Consider the following 18,162-nt stretch of genomic DNA (forward strand, 5'->3'; position numbering starts at 1 on the left):
ATGAGAACAGTCGTTTGGCAATCATTAAGTGAGAATCAGCAAGACTCTATTTTGGAGCGCCCTGCTATTGCAGAAGGTGCCAATATCACCACTGCTGTGGCCGAAGTTATTGCTAAAGTTCGAGAAGAAGGTGACTCTGCTCTTATTGAGCTGACCGAAAAGTTTGACCGTGTTAAGCCTGAATCCATTCGTGTTTCCTCTCAGGAAATTAAGGCAGCGTCAGAGCGTTTGTCAGAGTCAATGAAGAGCGCACTAGAGCAAGCTTACGCCAATATTTCTAAGTTCCACAAAGCGCAAAAGCCGCAACCGATCAAGGTGGAAACGCAGCCAGGTGTCCTTTGTGAACAAGTAACACGCCCAATTCAAAAAGTGGGTTTGTACATTCCTGGTGGCAGTGCGCCTTTGCCATCGACTGTTTTGATGCTCGGCGTTCCTGCAAAAATTGCAGGTTGTCGTAAAGTCGTTCTTTGTTCTCCACCGCCAATCGCAGATGAGATCCTTTATGTCGCGAAACTGTGTGGCATTGATGAAGTGTACAACGTCGGTGGTGGCCAAGCAGTTGCTGCAATGGCTTATGGCACCGAGACTGTATCGAAAGTAGATAAGATCTTTGGTCCGGGCAACGCTTACGTGACCGAAGCAAAACGACAGGTTAGCAATGATTTCCGCGGTGCTGCGATTGATATGCCAGCAGGGCCATCAGAAGTGTTAGTGATTGCAGATGAAACCGCAGATGCAGACTTTATCGCTGCGGATCTTTTGAGCCAAGCAGAACACGGTCCTGATTCTCAAGTGGTACTTGTGACTCCTTCTCCTGTGATTGCTGATCAAGTGACGGATGCGGTTCAACGTCAGCTTAAGGAGCTATCTCGTGCAGACATCGCAGAAAAGGCTCTGGCATCAAGCTTGATCATTATTTCCGAGTCGATGACGCAGTCAGTTTCTATTTCCAATTACTACGGTCCTGAGCACTTGATTGTTCAGACTAAGAACCCTCGTGAGCTTCTACCTCTACTTGATAATGCAGGCTCTATCTTCCTTGGGGATTGGTCGCCTGAATCTGCGGGAGATTACGCATCGGGGACTAACCACGTCCTTCCTACTTACGGTTACACACGTACTTATTCAAGCTTAGGTTTGGCGGATTTCTCTAAACGAATGACGGTTCAGGAGCTTTCTGCTGATGGTTTAAAGAACCTTGCACCAACGGTAGTCACGATGGCTGAAGCAGAAGGTCTGGACGCTCACAAACGTGCTGTTACTATCCGCGTAGAAAAATTAGCAAGTAAGTAAGAATAAGAGAGTAATGAGATGGAAAAGCTAGCGCGTAAACAAGTCCAACAGCTTACCCCTTATATGTCGGCTCGCCGAATCGGTGGTACGGGTGACGTATGGCTAAATGCCAACGAATCACCATTTAACAATGAATACAAAACAGACTTTGCTCGTCTTAATCGTTACAGCGAATGTCAGCCTAAAGAACTGATTTCTGCTTACGCAGCCTATGCGGGTGTGAAACCAGAGCAAACATTAACATCTCGTGGTGCGGATGAAGGTATTGAGTTGTTAATTCGTGCATTCTGTGAGCCGGGTGAAGATGCGATTCTTTACTGCCCACCGACTTACGGTATGTACGCCATCAGTGCAGAAACCATCGGTGTAGAGCGCAAAACCGTGCCGCTAACGTCAGATTGGCAACTAGACCTTGCAGGCATCGAAGCTAATCTGGATAACGTGAAACTGGTTTTTGTATGTTCGCCAAACAACCCAACAGGTAACTTGGTTAAGCGTGAGGACATTGTGTCTCTGCTTGAGATGACAAAAGACCGTGCAATCGTGGTGATGGATGAAGCGTACATCGATTTTTGTCCAGAAGCGTCAACGGTAGACCTACTGGCGCAATACCCGAACCTTGCAATTCTGCGTACTCTGTCGAAAGCTTTTGCGCTTGCAGGTCTGCGTTGTGGATTTACGCTTGCGAACGAAGAGCTGATTAATGTACTTCTTAAAGTTATCGCACCTTACCCAGTCCCAGTTCCAGTGGCAGAAATTGCGACTCAGGCTCTTTCGGAAGCTGGTTTAGCGCGAGCGAAGTTTCAAGTTCTCGATTTGAATGCAAACCGTGCTTACTTGCAAGTTGGCCTTTCAATGATTCCGGGCTTGGAAGTGTTTGAAGGGTGGGGGAACTACCTATTGGTGAAATTCCCAGATGGCGATGACCTTTTCAAAGCGGCTTGGGATACGGGCATTATTTTGCGTAACTCGCCAATTGAAAATTGTGTGCGTATCAGTGTGGGTAACCGTGACGAGTGCGAAAAAACGCTTGGATTTATCAGAAACTACTACGCATAAATAGAGACAGAATTTATCGCTCTCGCTCAATAGCGGGAGCGCCAAAAGAATAGCAATAAGGAAGTTCGAGTGAGCAAACAACAAAAAATCCTTTTTATTGATCGTGATGGCACCTTAATTGTAGAGCCGCCGATTGATTTTCAAGTAGACCGTTTAGACAAACTAAAGCTAGAGCCATTTGTTATCCCAAGCCTGTTGTCGTTGCAGGATGCAGGATACCGTCTAGTGATGGTCACGAACCAAGATGGTTTGGGTACCGACAGCTACCCACAAGAAGATTTTGATGCACCACACAACATGATGATGGAGATCTTTGAATCTCAAGGTGTGAAGTTTGATGATGTGCTGATTTGCCCTCACTTTGATGAAGATAACTGCTCTTGCCGTAAGCCTAAATTGGGCTTGGTAAAAGAGTACCTTCAAGGTGGCAAAGTGGATTTCCAAAATTCTGTTGTGATTGGCGATCGTCAAACTGATCTTCAACTTGCAGAAAACATGGCAATTCGTGGCATTCAATACAACCCAGAAACCATGGGTTGGAAACAGATCCTGAAAGATCTCACGGTGAAGGCACGCGTTGCTGAAGTGGTTCGCACCACAAAAGAAACGGACATCAAAGTATTCGTTAATCTTGACGAACAAGGCGGCAATGACATCTCTACTGGTCTTGGCTTCTTCGACCACATGCTGGATCAAATCGCGACACACGGCGGGTTCCAGATGGTGTGCAAAGTAGAAGGTGACCTGCACATTGATGATCACCACACAGTGGAAGATACCGCTCTTGCGTTAGGTCAAGCGTTGAAAGAAGCACTGGGTGACAAGCGTGGTATTGGTCGCTTTGGCTTTAGCCTTCCAATGGATGAGTGTTTGGCACAATGCGCACTAGACCTATCAGGTCGTCCTTACCTTAAGTTCGACGCGCAATTCAGCCGTGAGCAAGTGGGTGATCTTTCAACAGAGATGGTAGTTCACTTCTTCCGCTCTCTGACTGACACATTAGCATGTACGTTGCACCTTTCTTCTGCGGGCAACAATGATCACCACGTCATTGAAAGTCTATTTAAAGCGTTTGGTCGTACGTTACGCCAAGCAATCAAAGTAGAAGGCACTGAGCTACCAAGTAGTAAAGGCGTGCTTTAAGGCTAACCTTAGCAAGGAGAAAAACAGTGACAGAACAGAAAGTTGTCATTATCGATACTGGCTGTGCCAACGTCTCTTCGGTGAAGTTTGCCATTGAACGCCTAGGCTATGACGTAACAATTTCAAAAGATCCACAAGTTGTGTTGTCGGCAGATAAGTTATTCCTACCGGGCGTGGGAACCGCCAGCGAAGCGATGAAAAACCTAGAAGAGCGCGATCTGATCAGCTTGGTAAAACAAGTAGAAAAGCCGCTGTTAGGTATCTGTTTAGGCATGCAACTGTTGGGCAAAGTGTCTCAAGAGAAAGGCCAGAAAGCCGACGAGTTAGTTGAGTGTCTTGGACTTTGTGATGGCGAAGTGAAGCTACTACAAACTGGCGATTTGCCGTTGCCGCATATGGGGTGGAACACGGTCTCTGCAAAAGCAGGTAATCCACTTTTCAAAGATATTGAAGAAGGTGAGCATTTCTACTTCGTGCACAGCTTTGCAATGCCTGTTGGGGATTACACGATTGCTCAATGCGAGTACGGCAACCCGTTCACAGCAGCAGTACAAAGCGGTAACTACTACGGCGTGCAATTCCACCCTGAGCGTTCTTCAAAAGCGGGCGCGAAGCTTATTCAAAACTTCTTAGAATTATAAAAGGGATTTAGTGTGATTATTCCAGCTCTTGATTTAATTGAAGGACAGGTGGTTCGCCTTTATCAAGGTGATTACGGCCAAGTAACTGAGTACAAAGTCGACCCAGCAGAGCAGTTCAACTTGTACCACCAAGCTGGTGCTAACTGGCTGCACTTGGTGGATTTAACTGGCGCGAAAGACACGACAGCACGCCAGCTTGATTTGATTGCAAAGCTACTAGCAAGCACGCCAGCGAACATCCAAATCGGTGGCGGCGTACGTACAGAGCAAGACGTGATTGACCTGCTAGAAGCTGGTGCTCAGCGTGTTGTTGTTGGTTCGACAGCAGTAAAACAGCCAGAGCTTGTGAAAGGTTGGATGGAAAAATACGGCGCAGAGAAAATCGTTCTCGCGCTAGACATCAACATCGATCAAGACGGCACGCGTAAAGTGGCGATCTCTGGTTGGCAAGAAGACTCAGGCGTGACTATCGAAGCTCTGATCAACGATTACCTAACGGTAGGTTTGCAGCACGTGCTTTGTACGGACATTTCTCGTGACGGTACGCTAGAAGGCTCAAACGTAGAGCTTTACGTTGACCTATGCAAACAGTACCCACAAGTGCAGTTTCAATCTTCAGGTGGCATTGGCTCATTAGCAGATATCGAAGCGCTAAAAGGCAGCGGTGTGGCTGGTGTGATTGTTGGTCGTGCACTGTTAGATGGTAAGTTCACAGCAGAGGAGGCGTTTGCATGTTGGCAAAGCGAATAATTCCATGTCTTGATGTTCGTGATGGACAAGTGGTAAAGGGCGTTCAGTTCCGTAACCATGAAATCATTGGCGATATCGTTCCTCTGGCGCAGCGTTATGCGGAAGAGGGCGCAGACGAGCTTGTGTTCTACGATATTACTGCTTCAAGTGATGGTCGTGTCGTCGATAAAAGTTGGGTTGCTCGCGTTGCTGAAGTGATTGATATTCCTTTCTGTGTGGCTGGTGGTATTAAATCAGCGGAAGACGCAGCGCGCATTCTTGAGTTTGGTGCAGACAAGGTGTCTATCAACTCACCTGCATTAGCGAACCCGCAATTGATTACTGACCTTGCTGATAAGTTTGGTGTGCAATGTATCGTCGTTGGTATCGATTCATACTACGACAAAGAGACGGGCAAGTATCAGGTTTACCAGTTTACTGGTGATGAAGAACGCACCAAAGCGACCCAATGGGAAACGCGTGATTGGGTGCAAGAAGTACAAAAACGCGGCGCTGGTGAAATCGTACTGAACATGATGAACCAAGACGGTGTGCGTAACGGCTACGATATCGAACAACTGAATATGGTGCGCGAAGTATGTAATGTACCGCTGATTGCATCGGGTGGCGCGGGTGCTATGGAGCACTTTGCGGAAGCATACCAAAAAGCCAATGTGGATGGCGCGCTTGCCGCATCGGTATTCCACAAACAAGTCATCAACATTGGTGAATTAAAGCAGTATTTGAAACAACAAGGCATTGAGGTACGACTATGAGTGTGAAAGCCGCCGAAGTAAGTTCGCTAGCTGAGCGAATCAACTGGGAAAAGGTGGATGGTCTGGTACCTGCCATCGTACAAGATTTCCAATCAAGCCAAGTGCTGATGATGGGTTACATGAACCAAGATGCGTTGGCAAAAACGGGCGAAACTGGTCAAGTGACGTTTTTCTCTCGAACCAAGCAACGTCTTTGGACGAAAGGTGAGACTTCTGGCAACGTATTGCAATTGGTGAACATGCAGCTCGATTGCGACAACGATACGCTACTGGTGAAAGTTAATCCCATTGGCCCTACGTGTCACCTGGGTAACACAACTTGCTGGGATGTGGACCCTCAAGAGGAGTCACAAATGGTGTGGCTTCATCAACTTGAGCAGCTATTGGCTGCCCGCAAAAGTGCCGACCCAGATTCCTCTTATACTGCCAGTCTTTATGCCCGTGGCACCAAGCGTATTTCGCAAAAAGTGGGCGAAGAAGGCGTTGAAGTCGCGCTTGCGGCGACGTCGGGTGATAAGGCGGAGCTAGTGTGTGAATCAGCAGACTTGGTTTACCACTTGCTGGTATTGCTTCAAGACCAAGGCTTATCGATGAATGACGTAGTGAACAAACTGAAAGAGCGTCATAAGTAAGCTTGCTATAGATAAGTGAAAGCCCCTATGCTCTCGAGCCTAGGGGCTTTTTTAATTTAGTGTTCTTGATTCGGGGTAAAAACCGGCAACAGTGCTAGTAGCGATTAGATTCTGAATCACACTCGTTCCTCGCTGTTCAGAATGACGGTATATTTTCTAATGGTGCTTGCAGTAGAGTTATTTACTTCAAACAGGTACATATATTCACGTCACTCCAACGAGCCTAGGCGAGATCAGGAATTTCATTAAAGAGAGCTCAATAAGCTAGGAGTGGATGATCTTACCCACAACACTTCTTAAATTTCTTACCGCTTCCACAGATACACGGGTCGTTACGACCTACTTTTAGGCTACTTACTGGCTGGTTTAAGCGTGGATCTTGTTCTGGCTCTTCTTGTGGCTCTTCTTCAGGAAATGTGCCGTCAATGTAGTACCAAAGCCCATTTTCTTTTACAAAGCGAGAACGCTCGGTCATGCAGTAGCGCTTGCCGTCTTCATCAAAATAAGCGCTAAACTCGACAAAGCCTTCATTGTCATTACTGCCAGCTTCTGTTTTTACAACTTCAAGTTTGCACCAATCGCTGTCGATAGATTGGGCAATGCCTTCACGTTGCTCTTCTGCATTACAGCTTGGGTGGTACGTGTTCACCACGTAATCGACTAGACCTAACACATGCGCACTGTAACGAGAGCGCATTAACTGCTCTGGAGTGGTGACGTCAGCATGGTTGTTGTGGGCCATTTCACAACACTGTTGGTAGGTGCGGTTAGATCCGCAAGGGCAAGAAGAAGCCATAAAATGAAATCTCGATTAATTAAGCGGTAAAAACAAACAACCTCACAATTGCGAGGCTGGAGGTGAGGCATTATAGCGATTTAGGGCGTTTGAGACAGCAGTTCTTGAGCCCACTCGGTAGATTGATTAAAAGCGTCCGCTAATTGAGGTTCGGTTAATTTAAGAACGGTGCAATATCGCTCGGCTAACTCCCAGTCCGCTTGTTCATAGGCGATCGTCATCGAAAGTAAGTGACCAAGTACGCCTTTTCGACTGGTTAATGCGAGTTTTATATCTTCGTCAACTGGGATATCTTCAATGACATCCGAGAGCGGTTGATCGAGCAAAGAGCCGAGTAAAGAAAACATGCCTGTCAAAAAAGCCTGCCCAGGGTCATACCTAGTGTTCATTTGACTAAGTAACAGTTCACACATTCGTGCACGCTGAATCGCTAAAGAGTAAAGAGAGTCAGGTTTATCTTCTTGAACGGACGCAATTGCAACTAAGGAAATAAAGCGTCGTAGTCGCTCTTCACCCAGATAAATAAGCGCCTGTCTGAACGATTTGATCTTAGTCGTTAATGTATATCCTGAATTTACGTAAGTAAGCAGCTTGTATGACAGCGTCACATCAATCGAAAACAGACGTTCAACCTCATTGAAGTCGATGGGCTTATCTGCAATCTCTTTACAAAGTTGGATGACGGTAAGAAACGCGGGGTTCAACCGTTTTTTCTGGATCATCTCAGGTTTGCTAAAAAAATACCCTTGAAAATAGTTAAAACCGGCTTCTAGAGCTTGCTCAAACTCTTCATAGGTCTCTACCTTTTCCGCAAGAAAGTCGATTTTAAATGGGCTCAACGCCTGAATAAAAATGGCAGCTTTCTTGATCGGCACAAGTCTAATATCAAACTTGATTATGGAAACGTATGGAAGAAAACGCTTCCAAGCTTTCGTCGGAACAAAATCATCCAGAGCAATTTTGTATCCGCACTCATGAAGGTGCTTGATGGCTTCTAACAGTTCTTCTGTCGGTTCGCAGTCTTCAAGGACTTCAATGACGAGAGATTCTTTAGGGAACAAAGTTGGGACCAAGTTCACCAAGCTTTGATGCGGAAAGTTAACAAAGCCAAGTTTGTTTCCTAATGTGTTGTAATGCGTCGACAAAAAATGATCGGATAGCAGTCGACTAGTAGCCAGCTCTGGTTCTACTTCAGGGAAGGTATTTTTAGGGCCGTCTCGAAAGAGGAGTTCGTAACCTATGGTTCGTTTTTCTCTATCCAGAATCGGTTGGCGAGCTACGTAAGAATACTTCAATTAGGTACTTCGTTCTGTTTAACTTAGTATTATGATAATAGCGATTTTTTACAAAATATCTACGACTTGAGCGTGAATCTTCTACACGCTCTACATGCTTAACGCAAATTCTGTATGAACGGTCTCGTTTGTAGGTCAAAACTATCAGAATTTACTTTTAAAACTGAGCCTTGCGTATACCAATCCCCTAAAACAATTCGGGTCTTTTTAACGCCATCGACGTCAAAAAAATGTGTGTTCGGGCGATGTGTGTGACCATGAATCATTAAGTTGACGCAGTTCTGAGACATCACTTTCTCGACCTCATTTTGGTTGACGTCCATGATATCTAATGACTTGCTCATTTTATCATCACGAATATCGGATTGAACTTTTGAGACAATTTTCTTCTTAATGAACCAAGGAATACGGTTAAACAACCATTGTAGCCATGGCTTGTGAACGGTTTTTCTAAACTCTTGGTATTTCACATCGTCAATGCAGAGCGTATCGCCATGTAGGATTACGGCTTTTTGACCATAAAGATCAATCGTGCAGACATCGTCGAGTAATGTCATACCGGTTTCTTTGCAAAAGCGTTTGCCGAGTAAAAAATCTCGATTGCCTTGGATGAAAAAAGTTGGCACACCCGCATCCGTCAGTGCTTTAAATTCTGCACGGATTTGGTCTGCAAAAGGGGTGTTGTCATCGTCACCAATCCAGAATTCAAACAGATCGCCGAGTACATAAAGTGCATCAGCTTTTGTTGCTTCTGTTCGCATGAACGTCACAAAACATTCCGTGATATCAGGACGTGATGGGGTAAGGTGAAGATCGGAAATAAATAATGTCGTCATAGAAATAAGGGGAAGCTATGCCTCCCCATTAACTTATCTTTTAAAAATAATTCCTAAGAATTACTCTTCAATTGTTGTACCAGTGATTACTACGTCTTCTAGAGGTACGTCTTGGTGCATGCCGTAAGAACCAGTGCTAACGCCTTTGATCTTATTTACGATGTCCATGCCTTCGATTACTTCACCGAACACACAGTAACCCCAACCATCTAGGCTTTCGCTACGGAAGTCTAGGAATGTGTTGTTGTTTACGTTGATGAAGAACTGAGAGCTTGCTGAATGCGGCTCCATAGTACGTGCCATAGCAAGTGTACCCACTTTGTTGCTAAGGCCATTGTTTGCTTCGTTCTTGATAGGTGCACGAGTCGCTTTTTCACGTAGACCAGACTCCATACCACCACCTTGGATCATGAAGCCGTCAATAACACGGTGGAAAAGCGTGTTGTCGTAGAAACCGTCGCGGCAGTACTGAAGGAAGTTTGCGCTTGTCTCTGGCGCTTTCTCTTCGTTTAGTTGAATCTTGATGTCACCAAAATTAGTGTGAAGGGTGATCATGCTACTTTCCTTTACTGTGTTGTGTTGAGCCCGAGATTCTAGCCTAAGTTCTAGTGCTTTAAAAACTCAGGAAGAGGAAATTCTTCGTTTTGTGCTTGAAGTTTAGCCGATTATCGTTTTATCGGTTAATTGCTATTACCTAACTAGGTTGGAGTTGATATACTCATCTTCTTTTATTCATTCACAATCATAGATAGAGATCATGTTAAAGATATATAACACACTCACAAGACAGAAAGAGGAATTCAAACCAATTACAGCTGGCAAAGTCGGTATGTATGTCTGTGGAGTTACCATCTACGATCTCTGTCACATTGGTCACGGTCGTACTTTCGTCTCTTTTGACGTTGTATCACGTTACCTTCGCTACTTGGGCTATGATCTGACGTTTGTACGTAACATCACAGATATCGACGATAAGATCATCAAACGTGCCGCAGAAAATGGTGAGTCTTGCGATTCATTGACTGAGCGTTTGATTGGTGAAATGCACGCTGATTTTGATGCGCTGAACATGAAACGTCCGGACGTTGAACCTCGTGCGACACAGTTTATTGCTGAAATCATCGAATTGGTTGAGAAGCTAATCGAGCGCGGTTTTGCATACGTTGCAGATAACGGTGACGTAATGTTTGAGGTAGGTAAATTCAACGAATACGGCAAGCTTTCCAAGCAAGACCTTGATCAGCTTCAAGCTGGCGCGCGCGTTGATATCGAAACAGCAAAACGCAGCCCTCTAGACTTTGTACTTTGGAAGATGTCAAAGCCGGGTGAACCAACGTGGGAGTCACCATGGGGTCCAGGTCGTCCAGGTTGGCACATTGAGTGTTCAGCAATGAACTCTTCAATCCTAGGTAACCACTTCGACATTCACGGCGGTGGTTCTGACCTTCAGTTCCCACACCATGAAAATGAAATCGCACAATCATGCTGTGCACACGATACACAATACGTGAACACATGGATGCACAGCGGCATGGTAATGGTAGACCGTGAGAAGATGTCTAAATCTCTAGGTAACTTCTTTACTATCCGTGACGTTCTTGGTCACTACGATGCTGAAACAGTGCGTTACTTCCTAATGTCTGGTCACTACCGTAGCCAGTTAAACTACAGCGAAGATAACCTAAACCAAGCACGTGCTTCGCTTGAGCGCCTGTACACATCTCTACGTGGTTTAGACCTAAACGCTGCGCCTGCTGGTGGTGAAGAATACGTATCTCGCTTCACTGCAGCGATGAACGATGACTTCAACACACCAGAAGCTTACTCAGTACTGTTCGACATGGCGCGAGAAGTTAACCGTCTGAAGACAGAAAACCTAGAGAAAGCGAGCGAACTCGGTGCGCTAATGCGTGAACTAGCTGACGTGATCGGTATTCTTCACCAAGATCCTGAAGCCTTCCTAAAAGGTGATGCGGGTAACGATGATGAAGTGGCTGAAATTGAAGCTCTGATCAAGCTGCGTAATGACTCTCGCGCTGCGAAAGATTGGGCGAATGCAGATATGGCTCGTGACAAGCTGACCGAAATGGGCATTGTTCTGGAAGATGGTCCAGAAGGCACAACGTGGCGTCGTAAGTAATTGAATTTTCATTTTTAAAGGGCTGATAATTCAGCCCTTTTATTTTCCATTTCCATAAATTAAAACTTTAACTTTAGGTAATGCTCTGTGGCTCAGATGTATTTCTATTACTCAGCAATGAATGCGGGTAAATCAACAACGCTTCTTCAATCCTCTTTCAACTATCAAGAACGCGGCATGACGCCAGTTATTTTTACGGCTGCGCTAGATGATCGTTTTGGTGTCGGTAAAGTGAGCTCTCGTATTGGTCTTCAATCTGACGCACATTTATTTCGTCAGGATACCAATTTGTATCAAGAGATCGCAGATCTGAATGAGGTTGAAAAACGTCACTGTATTCTTGTTGATGAGTGTCAGTTCTTGTCGAAAGAACAAGTTTATCAACTTACTGAAGTCGTTGATAAGTTGCATATTCCAGTATTGTGTTACGGCCTTCGCACCGATTTTCTAGGCGAACTTTTTGAAGGCAGTAAGTATCTATTATCTTGGGCAGACAAGCTGGTTGAGCTCAAAACAATCTGCCATTGTGGCCGCAAAGCGAATATGGTTATTCGTACCGATGAACACGGCGTGGCAATTAAAGAAGGCGATCAAGTTGCGATCGGCGGTAACGATAAGTATGTCTCCGTATGCCGCCAACATTACAAAGAAGCGCTCGGTAAATAAGCCGTATTGATACAGAAAAGCCACCGTACTTGGTGGCTTTTTGTTTGTCGGTTAGAAAAAGCTAGACTAAGTCAAAACCAAATCGCTCGAGTAAAGCCTGGTAAGAAGATTCGACTTGCTGAGGGATGTTCTGCTCGGTTTGAAATCCTTTCTCTGGATAGCTTTTTACGCGAGAGAAATCTTCCATTAGTGCTTCTAGCACCATCATTAATGGCATGTCTTCATTAATGTATTCAAAAAATGGAAGAGCCGCAGAGCTTACTTGGAGCTGAGTGTAGGGTGACTGCCACTGTTTTTCAAATGTCGCGATTGCTCTACGCTCCATAAACGGTTTTTGTACCAGAATAAACGAGGAACACTGTTTTCCTTCCTCTTTTAATCGTTGCTCAGTAAAGCGAACATTTTCTCCACTGTTTGTGGATTCAGTTTCGAGCAAAATTGCTTCACTTGGAACGCCCGAAAACTTTGCAATCTCGGCAAAGGTTTCTGCCTCGCTTTTTTCAAACAGTCCATCTGTGAAGCGACCTTGACCCCCTGAAAATACAATCAAAGGTGCCAACTTTTGGTGGTAGAGCTTGGCAGCGTGCTCCGCTACACGCACATCATTACTGCACATCACAAACAAACAGTCCGCAGGTTTCAGTTCATGTTTGAGTTGCATGTAATCCCAAAGCGTTTCTATATGTCTGTAGAGTCTCATAGCGCATCCAAAGTTGAATTGAAGTGAAATCGATAACCAAGTGAGAGTAGTTTGTCAGCAAGAATACGCTTGTCAGCTTGCTCTGTGACGGGTGGAAGAGGTATCTCACTTCCGATTTTGTTTATGGCAGCTTGGTAGAACTCAGCCTTGCTGACAGTATGAGGTGTCGTAACGTTAATGACTTGGTTGCTTAAATTGCCTAAGGCAAATTTCGCAACCGAGACAGCATCATCTTGATGAAGCATATTAGCTGGTGCTTTACGACTAACTTGTTGAAGCCTTGCTGCAAAGCGAGATGGGTGTCTATCTGGCCCGATTAATCCGCTACAACGTAGAATAACAAAGCTAATATTCGAGTCGATAACATGCTGCTCTGCTTGAAGCATAATACGTGCATTATCAGAGAAATAAGGGCTTTCGGCTGCTAAAGAGAGTGACGCGTCAGCTTCTTCCATATCGGAAGCAAGGTTAGGGTAAACCGTGGTAGAGCTGATCATGAGAAGTTTTTCAACGTTGTTTTGCTTAGCTGCGTTGGCAAGTATTTGCCATTGCTGGGCATATTCTTGACCGCGTCCTTTACGAAATCCTGGAGGAAAAGCACCGATAACGTGCGTAATTTGATGCTGTTTGAGCAGCTCATCTAGCCGTGCTGTGGCGTTCAATTGATTGAAATCGAACAATGCGGAGTGAGTTAATGAGGTGGGTAACTCTTTTAATCGAGTTTGGCTACGACGAGTGACGACAACATAGTGTCCATCTTTCATCAATGTTTCTGCTAGCGGAGTTCCGAGCCAGCCTGCACCTACGATCAATGTATTTGCCATTTGGGTCTTCCTACTTACTTATGTCTGCCCGAATAGGTTGAGCAGTTCTGCTTTGGCTTGTTGATGGAGGGGATCTGAATGCCATTTCTGGTGCTGAATAAGGTCAACATTGACTTGCCAAGCCAGTTTTGTGAAATCATCCCCAACCTTTTTTAATGTATTAGGTGAATACGCGACTAAATGCTGTGGTAGAAAGCACCAACCAAACCCTTTATTCGCCAATTCCAACAAAATATAGTAGTTATCAGCGTACCAGATATCTGGGCTAAATGCTTGATTGAGACCACATGGCTCTGCACTTTTGGATCGTATGACCAATTGACGATGTTGTTTTAGTTGATCAATGTGAGTGATTTGCTGCTTTGCTAAAGGATGTGTTGAAGAGACATAGACATCAAATGCAATATTGCCAAGATTGGTGAAATCGATGTGCCTTGGCATTTGTAAATCACTCAAAATAATCCCAGTCGTGGCGCGTTCCGACTTAACCAATTCAATGATATCAGGGCTTGATGCCGTTAAGCATTCAACTTGTAAGTGTGGAAAGCGTTGCTCTAACTTCTTTAGCACATCCGGCAAGCGAGTCAGAGGAATCCCTTCATCAATAGCTAAGACTAATTTGTTCGTTGGCGTGGAAAAGAGCTGCGATGCCCTATTGTTTAGGCGGTCGAGTTGGCTGATTGTTGCTTGTGCATAAGGTATGAGCGCGAGGCCATTCTCAGTTAATTTAGGATACCTGCCTGATCGATCGAAAAGCTCAACGCCACAGTCGATCTCCATATTCATGATGTGCTGGCTCACTACAGATTGAGCTCGCCCCAGTTTTCTAGCTGCTCCTGAAAATGATCCTGCTTCTGATGTAGCAATGAAAGCTTGCAGTTGTTCGATGGTAAACATATCGCTTAAACCGATGGTATCTAACTTTTGGTTATCTAAATAGTAGATAAAATTCTAAGCATTGAGTAGAACTATTTGGACAGAGAAATATGACTCGTAACGAACGAATTTTTCATGCAGTACTTTTTGAGTTAATCGCACTCGCGATTATTGTACCAGCGGCTTCATTGATCACTGGAAAGGGTTCTAGTGATCTCGCGTTGGTTGGGGTCGGGTTGAGCATGTATACCGTGATATGGAACTACATCTACAACTTGTATTTTGATAAGTGGTTTGGTGACAATCGAGCTGAGCGAAGTTTAGCGATGCGGCTTGGACACACTGTTGGTTTCGAGGGAGGATTGATCTTTATCTCTCTACCTGTGATTGCCTGGTTCTTAGAAATTACACTTCTTCAAGCTCTGATGCTGGAAGCCGGCTTCCTCGTTTTCTTCCTATTTTATGCCACTGGTTTTAACTGGTTGTATGACAAGGTTCAACCATTTAGCAAAATGAAAAAGCGATTATTGCCACAGGCATCGACAGGAAAAATATAGGACTAAAAAACGCCACCGAGTTCGGTGGCGTTTTTTGTTCAAATTACACAGACAGAACTCTTAAAATCTTATCTGCATGTTCTGCAACTTCAATGCCTTCGTCTGTTAGATAACCACCGTCAGGCTGTGTACAAAGTTGCTTCTTATATAGACGAGCAACGGCTGCCTGCATTTCTTCTGACGCGTCTGTATGAACTTTAATACCAGTTGCAGCACTACTTAGGTCGAACTGAAGAAGTAGATTCAATTCGGCGATATGTTCAGCTGAATATTTCATAAATGATTCCTTTGCGCTTTTTTTACCAAGCTAGTCTGAAAAGTAGCGTTGGGCAACATTCAACGACAAGAAGTGTTAAGTATGGCGCTATCAGGCTGATATAACGCAGGATCTTTGTTCGAAAGGTCGAATACTTGTTAAGTATCAATGATACTTACGGTAGCGAATGATAGGCGCTATTTATTGCTTGATCTCCCAATAACAACGATTTTAGTAAACACGCCAAATAGCACTTGAAAAAATAGGGAAATAGAGCGATTATCCGCGCCTCTTTAAATGTTTCTAAATGTTACACCAGAATGAACTTTAATCAGTTTGACTCACTATTACCGCCACAAGCTGCGGAACGCGCGGCTGAAGTGGGGGTAGGCAAAGCAACGAAAGCTCCAATCAAATCTTTTCTGCTCGCCATTTCTGCGGGGCTTCATATTGGTATTGCTTTCATCTTCTATACCACAGTGACGACAGGCGCAGGCGAGCTGCCTTGGGGCATTACACGACTCATTGGTGGTCTGGCATTTAGCCTTGGTTTGATTTTGGTGGTGGTTACTGGCGGCGAGCTTTTCACTAGCTCTGTGCTGACACTAGTTGCGCGTGCGAGTGGAAAAATCTCTTGGCAAGCACTTATCAAAAACTGGTTGGTGGTTTACTTTGGCAATATGGTTGGGGCCATTTTGCTCGTGGCCTGTATGCTAGTTACCAAGCAATATATGTTTGATCATGGCCAAGTTGGTCTTAACGCGATGGCGATCTCCCAACACAAATTACATCATGGTTTCTTTGCCGCTGTTGCGCTTGGCATCATGTGTAACGTATTAGTTTGTATTGCAGTTTGGATGACGTTTAGTGGGCGAACATTGACAGATAAAATAGCGGTCATGATTTTGCCTGTGGCTATGTTCGTGTCGGCAGGTTTTGAGCACTGTATTGCGAACATGTTCCAAGTACCTATGGCGATTGGTATTAAGTACTTTGCGCCAGAAGCGTTTTGGCAAATGACAGGGGCAGATATTGCAAACTACGCGGACTTAAACATGATGGGGTTCATCGTAAACAACCTAATTCCTGTTACGATAGGAAACATTATTGGTGGTGGCGTATTTGTTGGCATGTGGTATTGGATGATTTATCTACGCGATGAAGATAACCATTTGCGATAAGTTTAGAAGATCACAAGAAAGGCGAACCAGATGGTTCGCCTTTCTTTTTATTTGTCTCTGCAAATGTCAAATAAGTCGAGTCATGCTAAATCAACTCTTCGTTGATGCCAAAATCGGTTGGGAGCCAATGAGAAGTTACTTCCTTTGGTTCTTGAACGAGCCAATCCAGAGGTGCATCGGACAGGAGTTCATCGTAATTTTCTTTGATCATTAAGACATCCATGTACGTCTCTCCAAGTTTGTGGTCACTGCCTTTACTATAAAATTAGAACATGTCAGTCACGTGATCAATGCATGACGATTCGATTGATCACTTATGTTGCTATGTTTCTGGTTGCGTATGGGTTTTGGGGGCTTATCCACATTTTCTGTGGATAACCTGTATCAAAGGTCGTGCGTATCTAAACTTGCAAAGAAAATTTCATAAAATTAGAGGCTTATATCAAAAAGAATTCTGCCTGACTTTTCATCTGAAAGCGTCTTGATGAGTGCTCGAAGAATAGTTGAGTTATTCAGTTATAAGTACGTTCGACTTGGCACCATAAGTTGTTTAACGGGCTTTACCCACAAGCGCCAACTAACCGTGAGTTTTGGTCGATTCGGGTTGCTCGATTTTTATCTTGATTCGGCCTTCTTTGGTTTGTACCCAGCGCAATGTCATTTCTAACGTTATGGTTACGGAGGCACTCAACATGACGAAAATAGCCAGCATAATTACTAACTGGTATTTAATCGCAACCATCGGGCTCGCGCCACCTAGAATTTGACCGGTCATCATACCCGGTAAGGTAACCAGTCCTGTAGTGGCCATAGAAGCTAAAGTCGGGGCAAGGGACTTTCTAAGAGCCTCTTGAATGAAGGGGAAGGATGCGTAGCGAGGAGAGGCTCCAAGTGAGATTGCAGCCTCATATTCTGCTTGTCTCTGCTCAAAAGCCGTAAACAAATTCTGAAGAGCGATGATATTACTACTCAAGCTGTTACCCAATAACATACCAGCAAGTGGGATCATGTACTGCGCATTGTAAATAGGGGATGGTTGCACTAAGCCTGCTGTAATTGCTATCAGAAGTGGTATTAGACCACAGGTAAGGCCCGTTAGTAGCGGAAGCATAAGTGGCTTTTTAGGTAAGTGAGCTTTTCCCGCAATTGAGCTGGCACCAATCAGTAGCATGATGGCAAGCCAAAGTATATTGACAAGTAAGCTGTTTAATTGAAAAAGATATTCTAAATACACGCCAATCAATATGAGCTGAAGTGTCATTCGGATAACACTGATTATGGTGTCTTTTGCTATCCCTAATTTGTAGCGGGCATTGATAAAGAAGGGGACCAATAAAATCAAACCAAACAGTGCCAGTTTGACCCAGCTTATATCCACCACGTTATCCATAATCGCTCCTTGAAAATACGCGAATAATTGTATCTAAGCCTCTCCTTTATATGAACCACTACGTGCACTTTTTGCTGTTCTTAAAGTAAACCTTGAGTGCTATTTTAGACATTAATACGCAGCATTCTGTTTACAAGTGGTTATCTTTTTCCGAGTTTTTAAGTCGATTTATGGCATGGTAATTACGATTTAAATGTGATCGATGTTTCTTAAATGTTGGTTATTTAACAACTCCTTAAAAGACTTATTTTGTCACATCTGTTCATGTTTTTTAATAAATAACATCAATCCATCATATCTCTGGATGAGCTCAAAAAAGTGTTGAATTACAAGGTCTGAGGTCGCTTATTTGATTGAACCCTACTATTAGTA

Annotated in this window: 21 protein-coding genes; 11 read left to right on the top strand and 10 right to left on the bottom strand. The window is 44.4% G+C overall.

The window, feature by feature from the left end:
• The 7 genes from hisD (at window position 1) to hisIE (ending at window position 6,273) form a co-directional block, all read left to right on the top strand.
• The gene (gene hisD / locus R7Q09_RS03490) at window positions 1-1,293 is read left to right on the top strand and encodes a histidinol dehydrogenase (RefSeq protein WP_033905089.1); all 1,293 of its coding nucleotides are present in this window, start codon (window positions 1-3) and stop codon (window positions 1,291-1,293) included.
• 18 nt (window positions 1,294-1,311) lie between these two features.
• A complete protein-coding gene (hisC, locus tag R7Q09_RS03495) occupies window positions 1,312-2,352 on the top strand; it encodes a histidinol-phosphate transaminase (protein ID WP_017634689.1) in 1,041 nt (346 codons plus the stop codon).
• 69 nt (window positions 2,353-2,421) lie between these two features.
• On the top strand, window positions 2,422-3,495 hold the full coding sequence (hisB, locus tag R7Q09_RS03500; protein ID WP_318070511.1) for a bifunctional histidinol-phosphatase/imidazoleglycerol-phosphate dehydratase HisB: 1,074 nt from the start codon (window positions 2,422-2,424) through the stop codon (window positions 3,493-3,495).
• A 26-nt stretch (window positions 3,496-3,521) separates the two neighbouring features.
• Complete coding sequence (gene hisH, locus R7Q09_RS03505; RefSeq protein ID WP_213896740.1) at window positions 3,522-4,136, top strand: imidazole glycerol phosphate synthase subunit HisH; 615 nt, start codon at window positions 3,522-3,524, stop codon at window positions 4,134-4,136.
• A 12-nt stretch (window positions 4,137-4,148) separates the two neighbouring features.
• A complete protein-coding gene (hisA, locus tag R7Q09_RS03510) occupies window positions 4,149-4,886 on the top strand; it encodes a 1-(5-phosphoribosyl)-5-[(5-phosphoribosylamino)methylideneamino]imidazole-4-carboxamide isomerase (RefSeq protein WP_005390889.1) in 738 nt (245 codons plus the stop codon).
• Window positions 4,868-5,641, top strand: a complete 774-nt coding sequence (gene hisF, locus R7Q09_RS03515; protein WP_004749837.1) for an imidazole glycerol phosphate synthase subunit HisF — start codon at window positions 4,868-4,870, stop codon at window positions 5,639-5,641. Before hisA ends, hisF begins: the two co-directional genes overlap by 19 nt.
• Window positions 5,638-6,273: a bifunctional phosphoribosyl-AMP cyclohydrolase/phosphoribosyl-ATP diphosphatase HisIE gene (gene hisIE, locus R7Q09_RS03520; protein ID WP_020196969.1), complete on the top strand. Its 636-nt coding sequence runs from the start codon at window positions 5,638-5,640 to the stop codon at window positions 6,271-6,273. The genes hisF and hisIE overlap by 4 nt, the downstream gene beginning before the upstream one ends.
• 280 nt (window positions 6,274-6,553) lie before the next feature.
• On the opposite strand, the gene R7Q09_RS03525 is transcribed toward hisIE, so the two are convergent.
• The 4 genes from R7Q09_RS03525 to R7Q09_RS03540 all read right to left on the bottom strand — a co-directional run bounded on the left by R7Q09_RS03525 (window position 6,554) and on the right by R7Q09_RS03540 (window position 9,755).
• A complete protein-coding gene (locus tag R7Q09_RS03525; protein ID WP_262639274.1) occupies window positions 6,554-7,069 on the bottom strand; it encodes a YchJ family protein in 516 nt (171 codons plus the stop codon).
• Window positions 7,070-7,149: 80 nt separating this feature from the next.
• Entirely contained in the window at window positions 7,150-8,364 is a 1,215-nt protein-coding gene (locus R7Q09_RS03530; RefSeq protein WP_318070512.1) for an EAL and HDOD domain-containing protein, read from the bottom strand.
• Window positions 8,365-8,462: 98 nt separating this feature from the next.
• Window positions 8,463-9,200: a UDP-2,3-diacylglucosamine diphosphatase gene (gene lpxH / locus R7Q09_RS03535; protein WP_005389817.1), complete on the bottom strand. Its 738-nt coding sequence runs from the start codon at window positions 9,198-9,200 to the stop codon at window positions 8,463-8,465.
• Between the two features lie 60 nt (window positions 9,201-9,260).
• Complete coding sequence (locus R7Q09_RS03540; protein WP_005378156.1) at window positions 9,261-9,755, bottom strand: peptidylprolyl isomerase; 495 nt, start codon at window positions 9,753-9,755, stop codon at window positions 9,261-9,263.
• Between the two features lie 202 nt (window positions 9,756-9,957).
• Between R7Q09_RS03540 and cysS the strand changes: the two genes are divergently transcribed.
• A complete protein-coding gene (gene cysS / locus R7Q09_RS03545; protein ID WP_005378155.1) occupies window positions 9,958-11,340 on the top strand; it encodes a cysteine--tRNA ligase in 1,383 nt (460 codons plus the stop codon).
• 87 nt (window positions 11,341-11,427) lie between these two features.
• Window positions 11,428-12,006 carry a thymidine kinase gene (locus R7Q09_RS03550; protein WP_042522050.1) on the top strand — a complete coding sequence of 193 codons (579 nt, stop codon included), beginning with the start codon at window positions 11,428-11,430 and terminating at the stop codon, window positions 12,004-12,006.
• A 61-nt stretch (window positions 12,007-12,067) separates the two neighbouring features.
• On the opposite strand, the gene R7Q09_RS03555 is transcribed toward R7Q09_RS03550, so the two are convergent.
• Genes R7Q09_RS03555 through R7Q09_RS03565 form a run of 3 tightly spaced genes read right to left on the bottom strand, consistent with a single transcriptional unit; the run spans window position 12,068 to window position 14,427 of the window.
• Window positions 12,068-12,706: a YdcF family protein gene (locus R7Q09_RS03555; RefSeq protein ID WP_318070513.1), complete on the bottom strand. Its 639-nt coding sequence runs from the start codon at window positions 12,704-12,706 to the stop codon at window positions 12,068-12,070.
• Window positions 12,703-13,530, bottom strand: a complete 828-nt coding sequence (locus R7Q09_RS03560; RefSeq protein WP_318070514.1) for an NAD-dependent epimerase/dehydratase family protein — start codon at window positions 13,528-13,530, stop codon at window positions 12,703-12,705. Before R7Q09_RS03560 ends, R7Q09_RS03555 begins: the two co-directional genes overlap by 4 nt.
• Window positions 13,531-13,548: 18 nt before the next feature.
• Window positions 13,549-14,427: a LysR family transcriptional regulator gene (locus tag R7Q09_RS03565; RefSeq protein WP_256901043.1), complete on the bottom strand. Its 879-nt coding sequence runs from the start codon at window positions 14,425-14,427 to the stop codon at window positions 13,549-13,551.
• An 89-nt stretch (window positions 14,428-14,516) separates the two neighbouring features.
• On the opposite strand from R7Q09_RS03565, the gene R7Q09_RS03570 reads away from it, so the two are divergent.
• Window positions 14,517-14,963, top strand: coding sequence for a PACE efflux transporter (locus R7Q09_RS03570; protein ID WP_154204695.1), 447 nt, complete (start codon window positions 14,517-14,519; stop codon window positions 14,961-14,963).
• 43 nt (window positions 14,964-15,006) lie between these two features.
• On the opposite strand, the gene R7Q09_RS03575 is transcribed toward R7Q09_RS03570, so the two are convergent.
• Window positions 15,007-15,240 carry a TIGR02647 family protein gene (locus R7Q09_RS03575; protein WP_005387662.1) on the bottom strand — a complete coding sequence of 78 codons (234 nt, stop codon included), beginning with the start codon at window positions 15,238-15,240 and terminating at the stop codon, window positions 15,007-15,009.
• Window positions 15,241-15,539: 299 nt separating this feature from the next.
• Here R7Q09_RS03575 and focA point away from each other — a divergent pair, with 299 nt between their 5' ends.
• A complete protein-coding gene (gene focA, locus R7Q09_RS03580) occupies window positions 15,540-16,400 on the top strand; it encodes a formate transporter FocA (RefSeq protein WP_005378146.1) in 861 nt (286 codons plus the stop codon).
• 85 nt (window positions 16,401-16,485) lie between these two features.
• Here the strand turns inward: focA and R7Q09_RS03585 are convergent, their stop codons facing one another.
• Entirely contained in the window at window positions 16,486-16,623 is a 138-nt protein-coding gene (locus tag R7Q09_RS03585) for a hypothetical protein (RefSeq protein WP_005378145.1), read from the bottom strand.
• Window positions 16,624-16,977: 354 nt separating this feature from the next.
• Entirely contained in the window at window positions 16,978-17,790 is an 813-nt protein-coding gene (locus R7Q09_RS03590) for an ABC transporter permease (RefSeq protein WP_017634681.1), read from the bottom strand.
• Window positions 17,791-18,162 lie beyond the last annotated feature (372 nt).

This window comes from Vibrio sp. 2130-1, assembly GCF_033339515.1.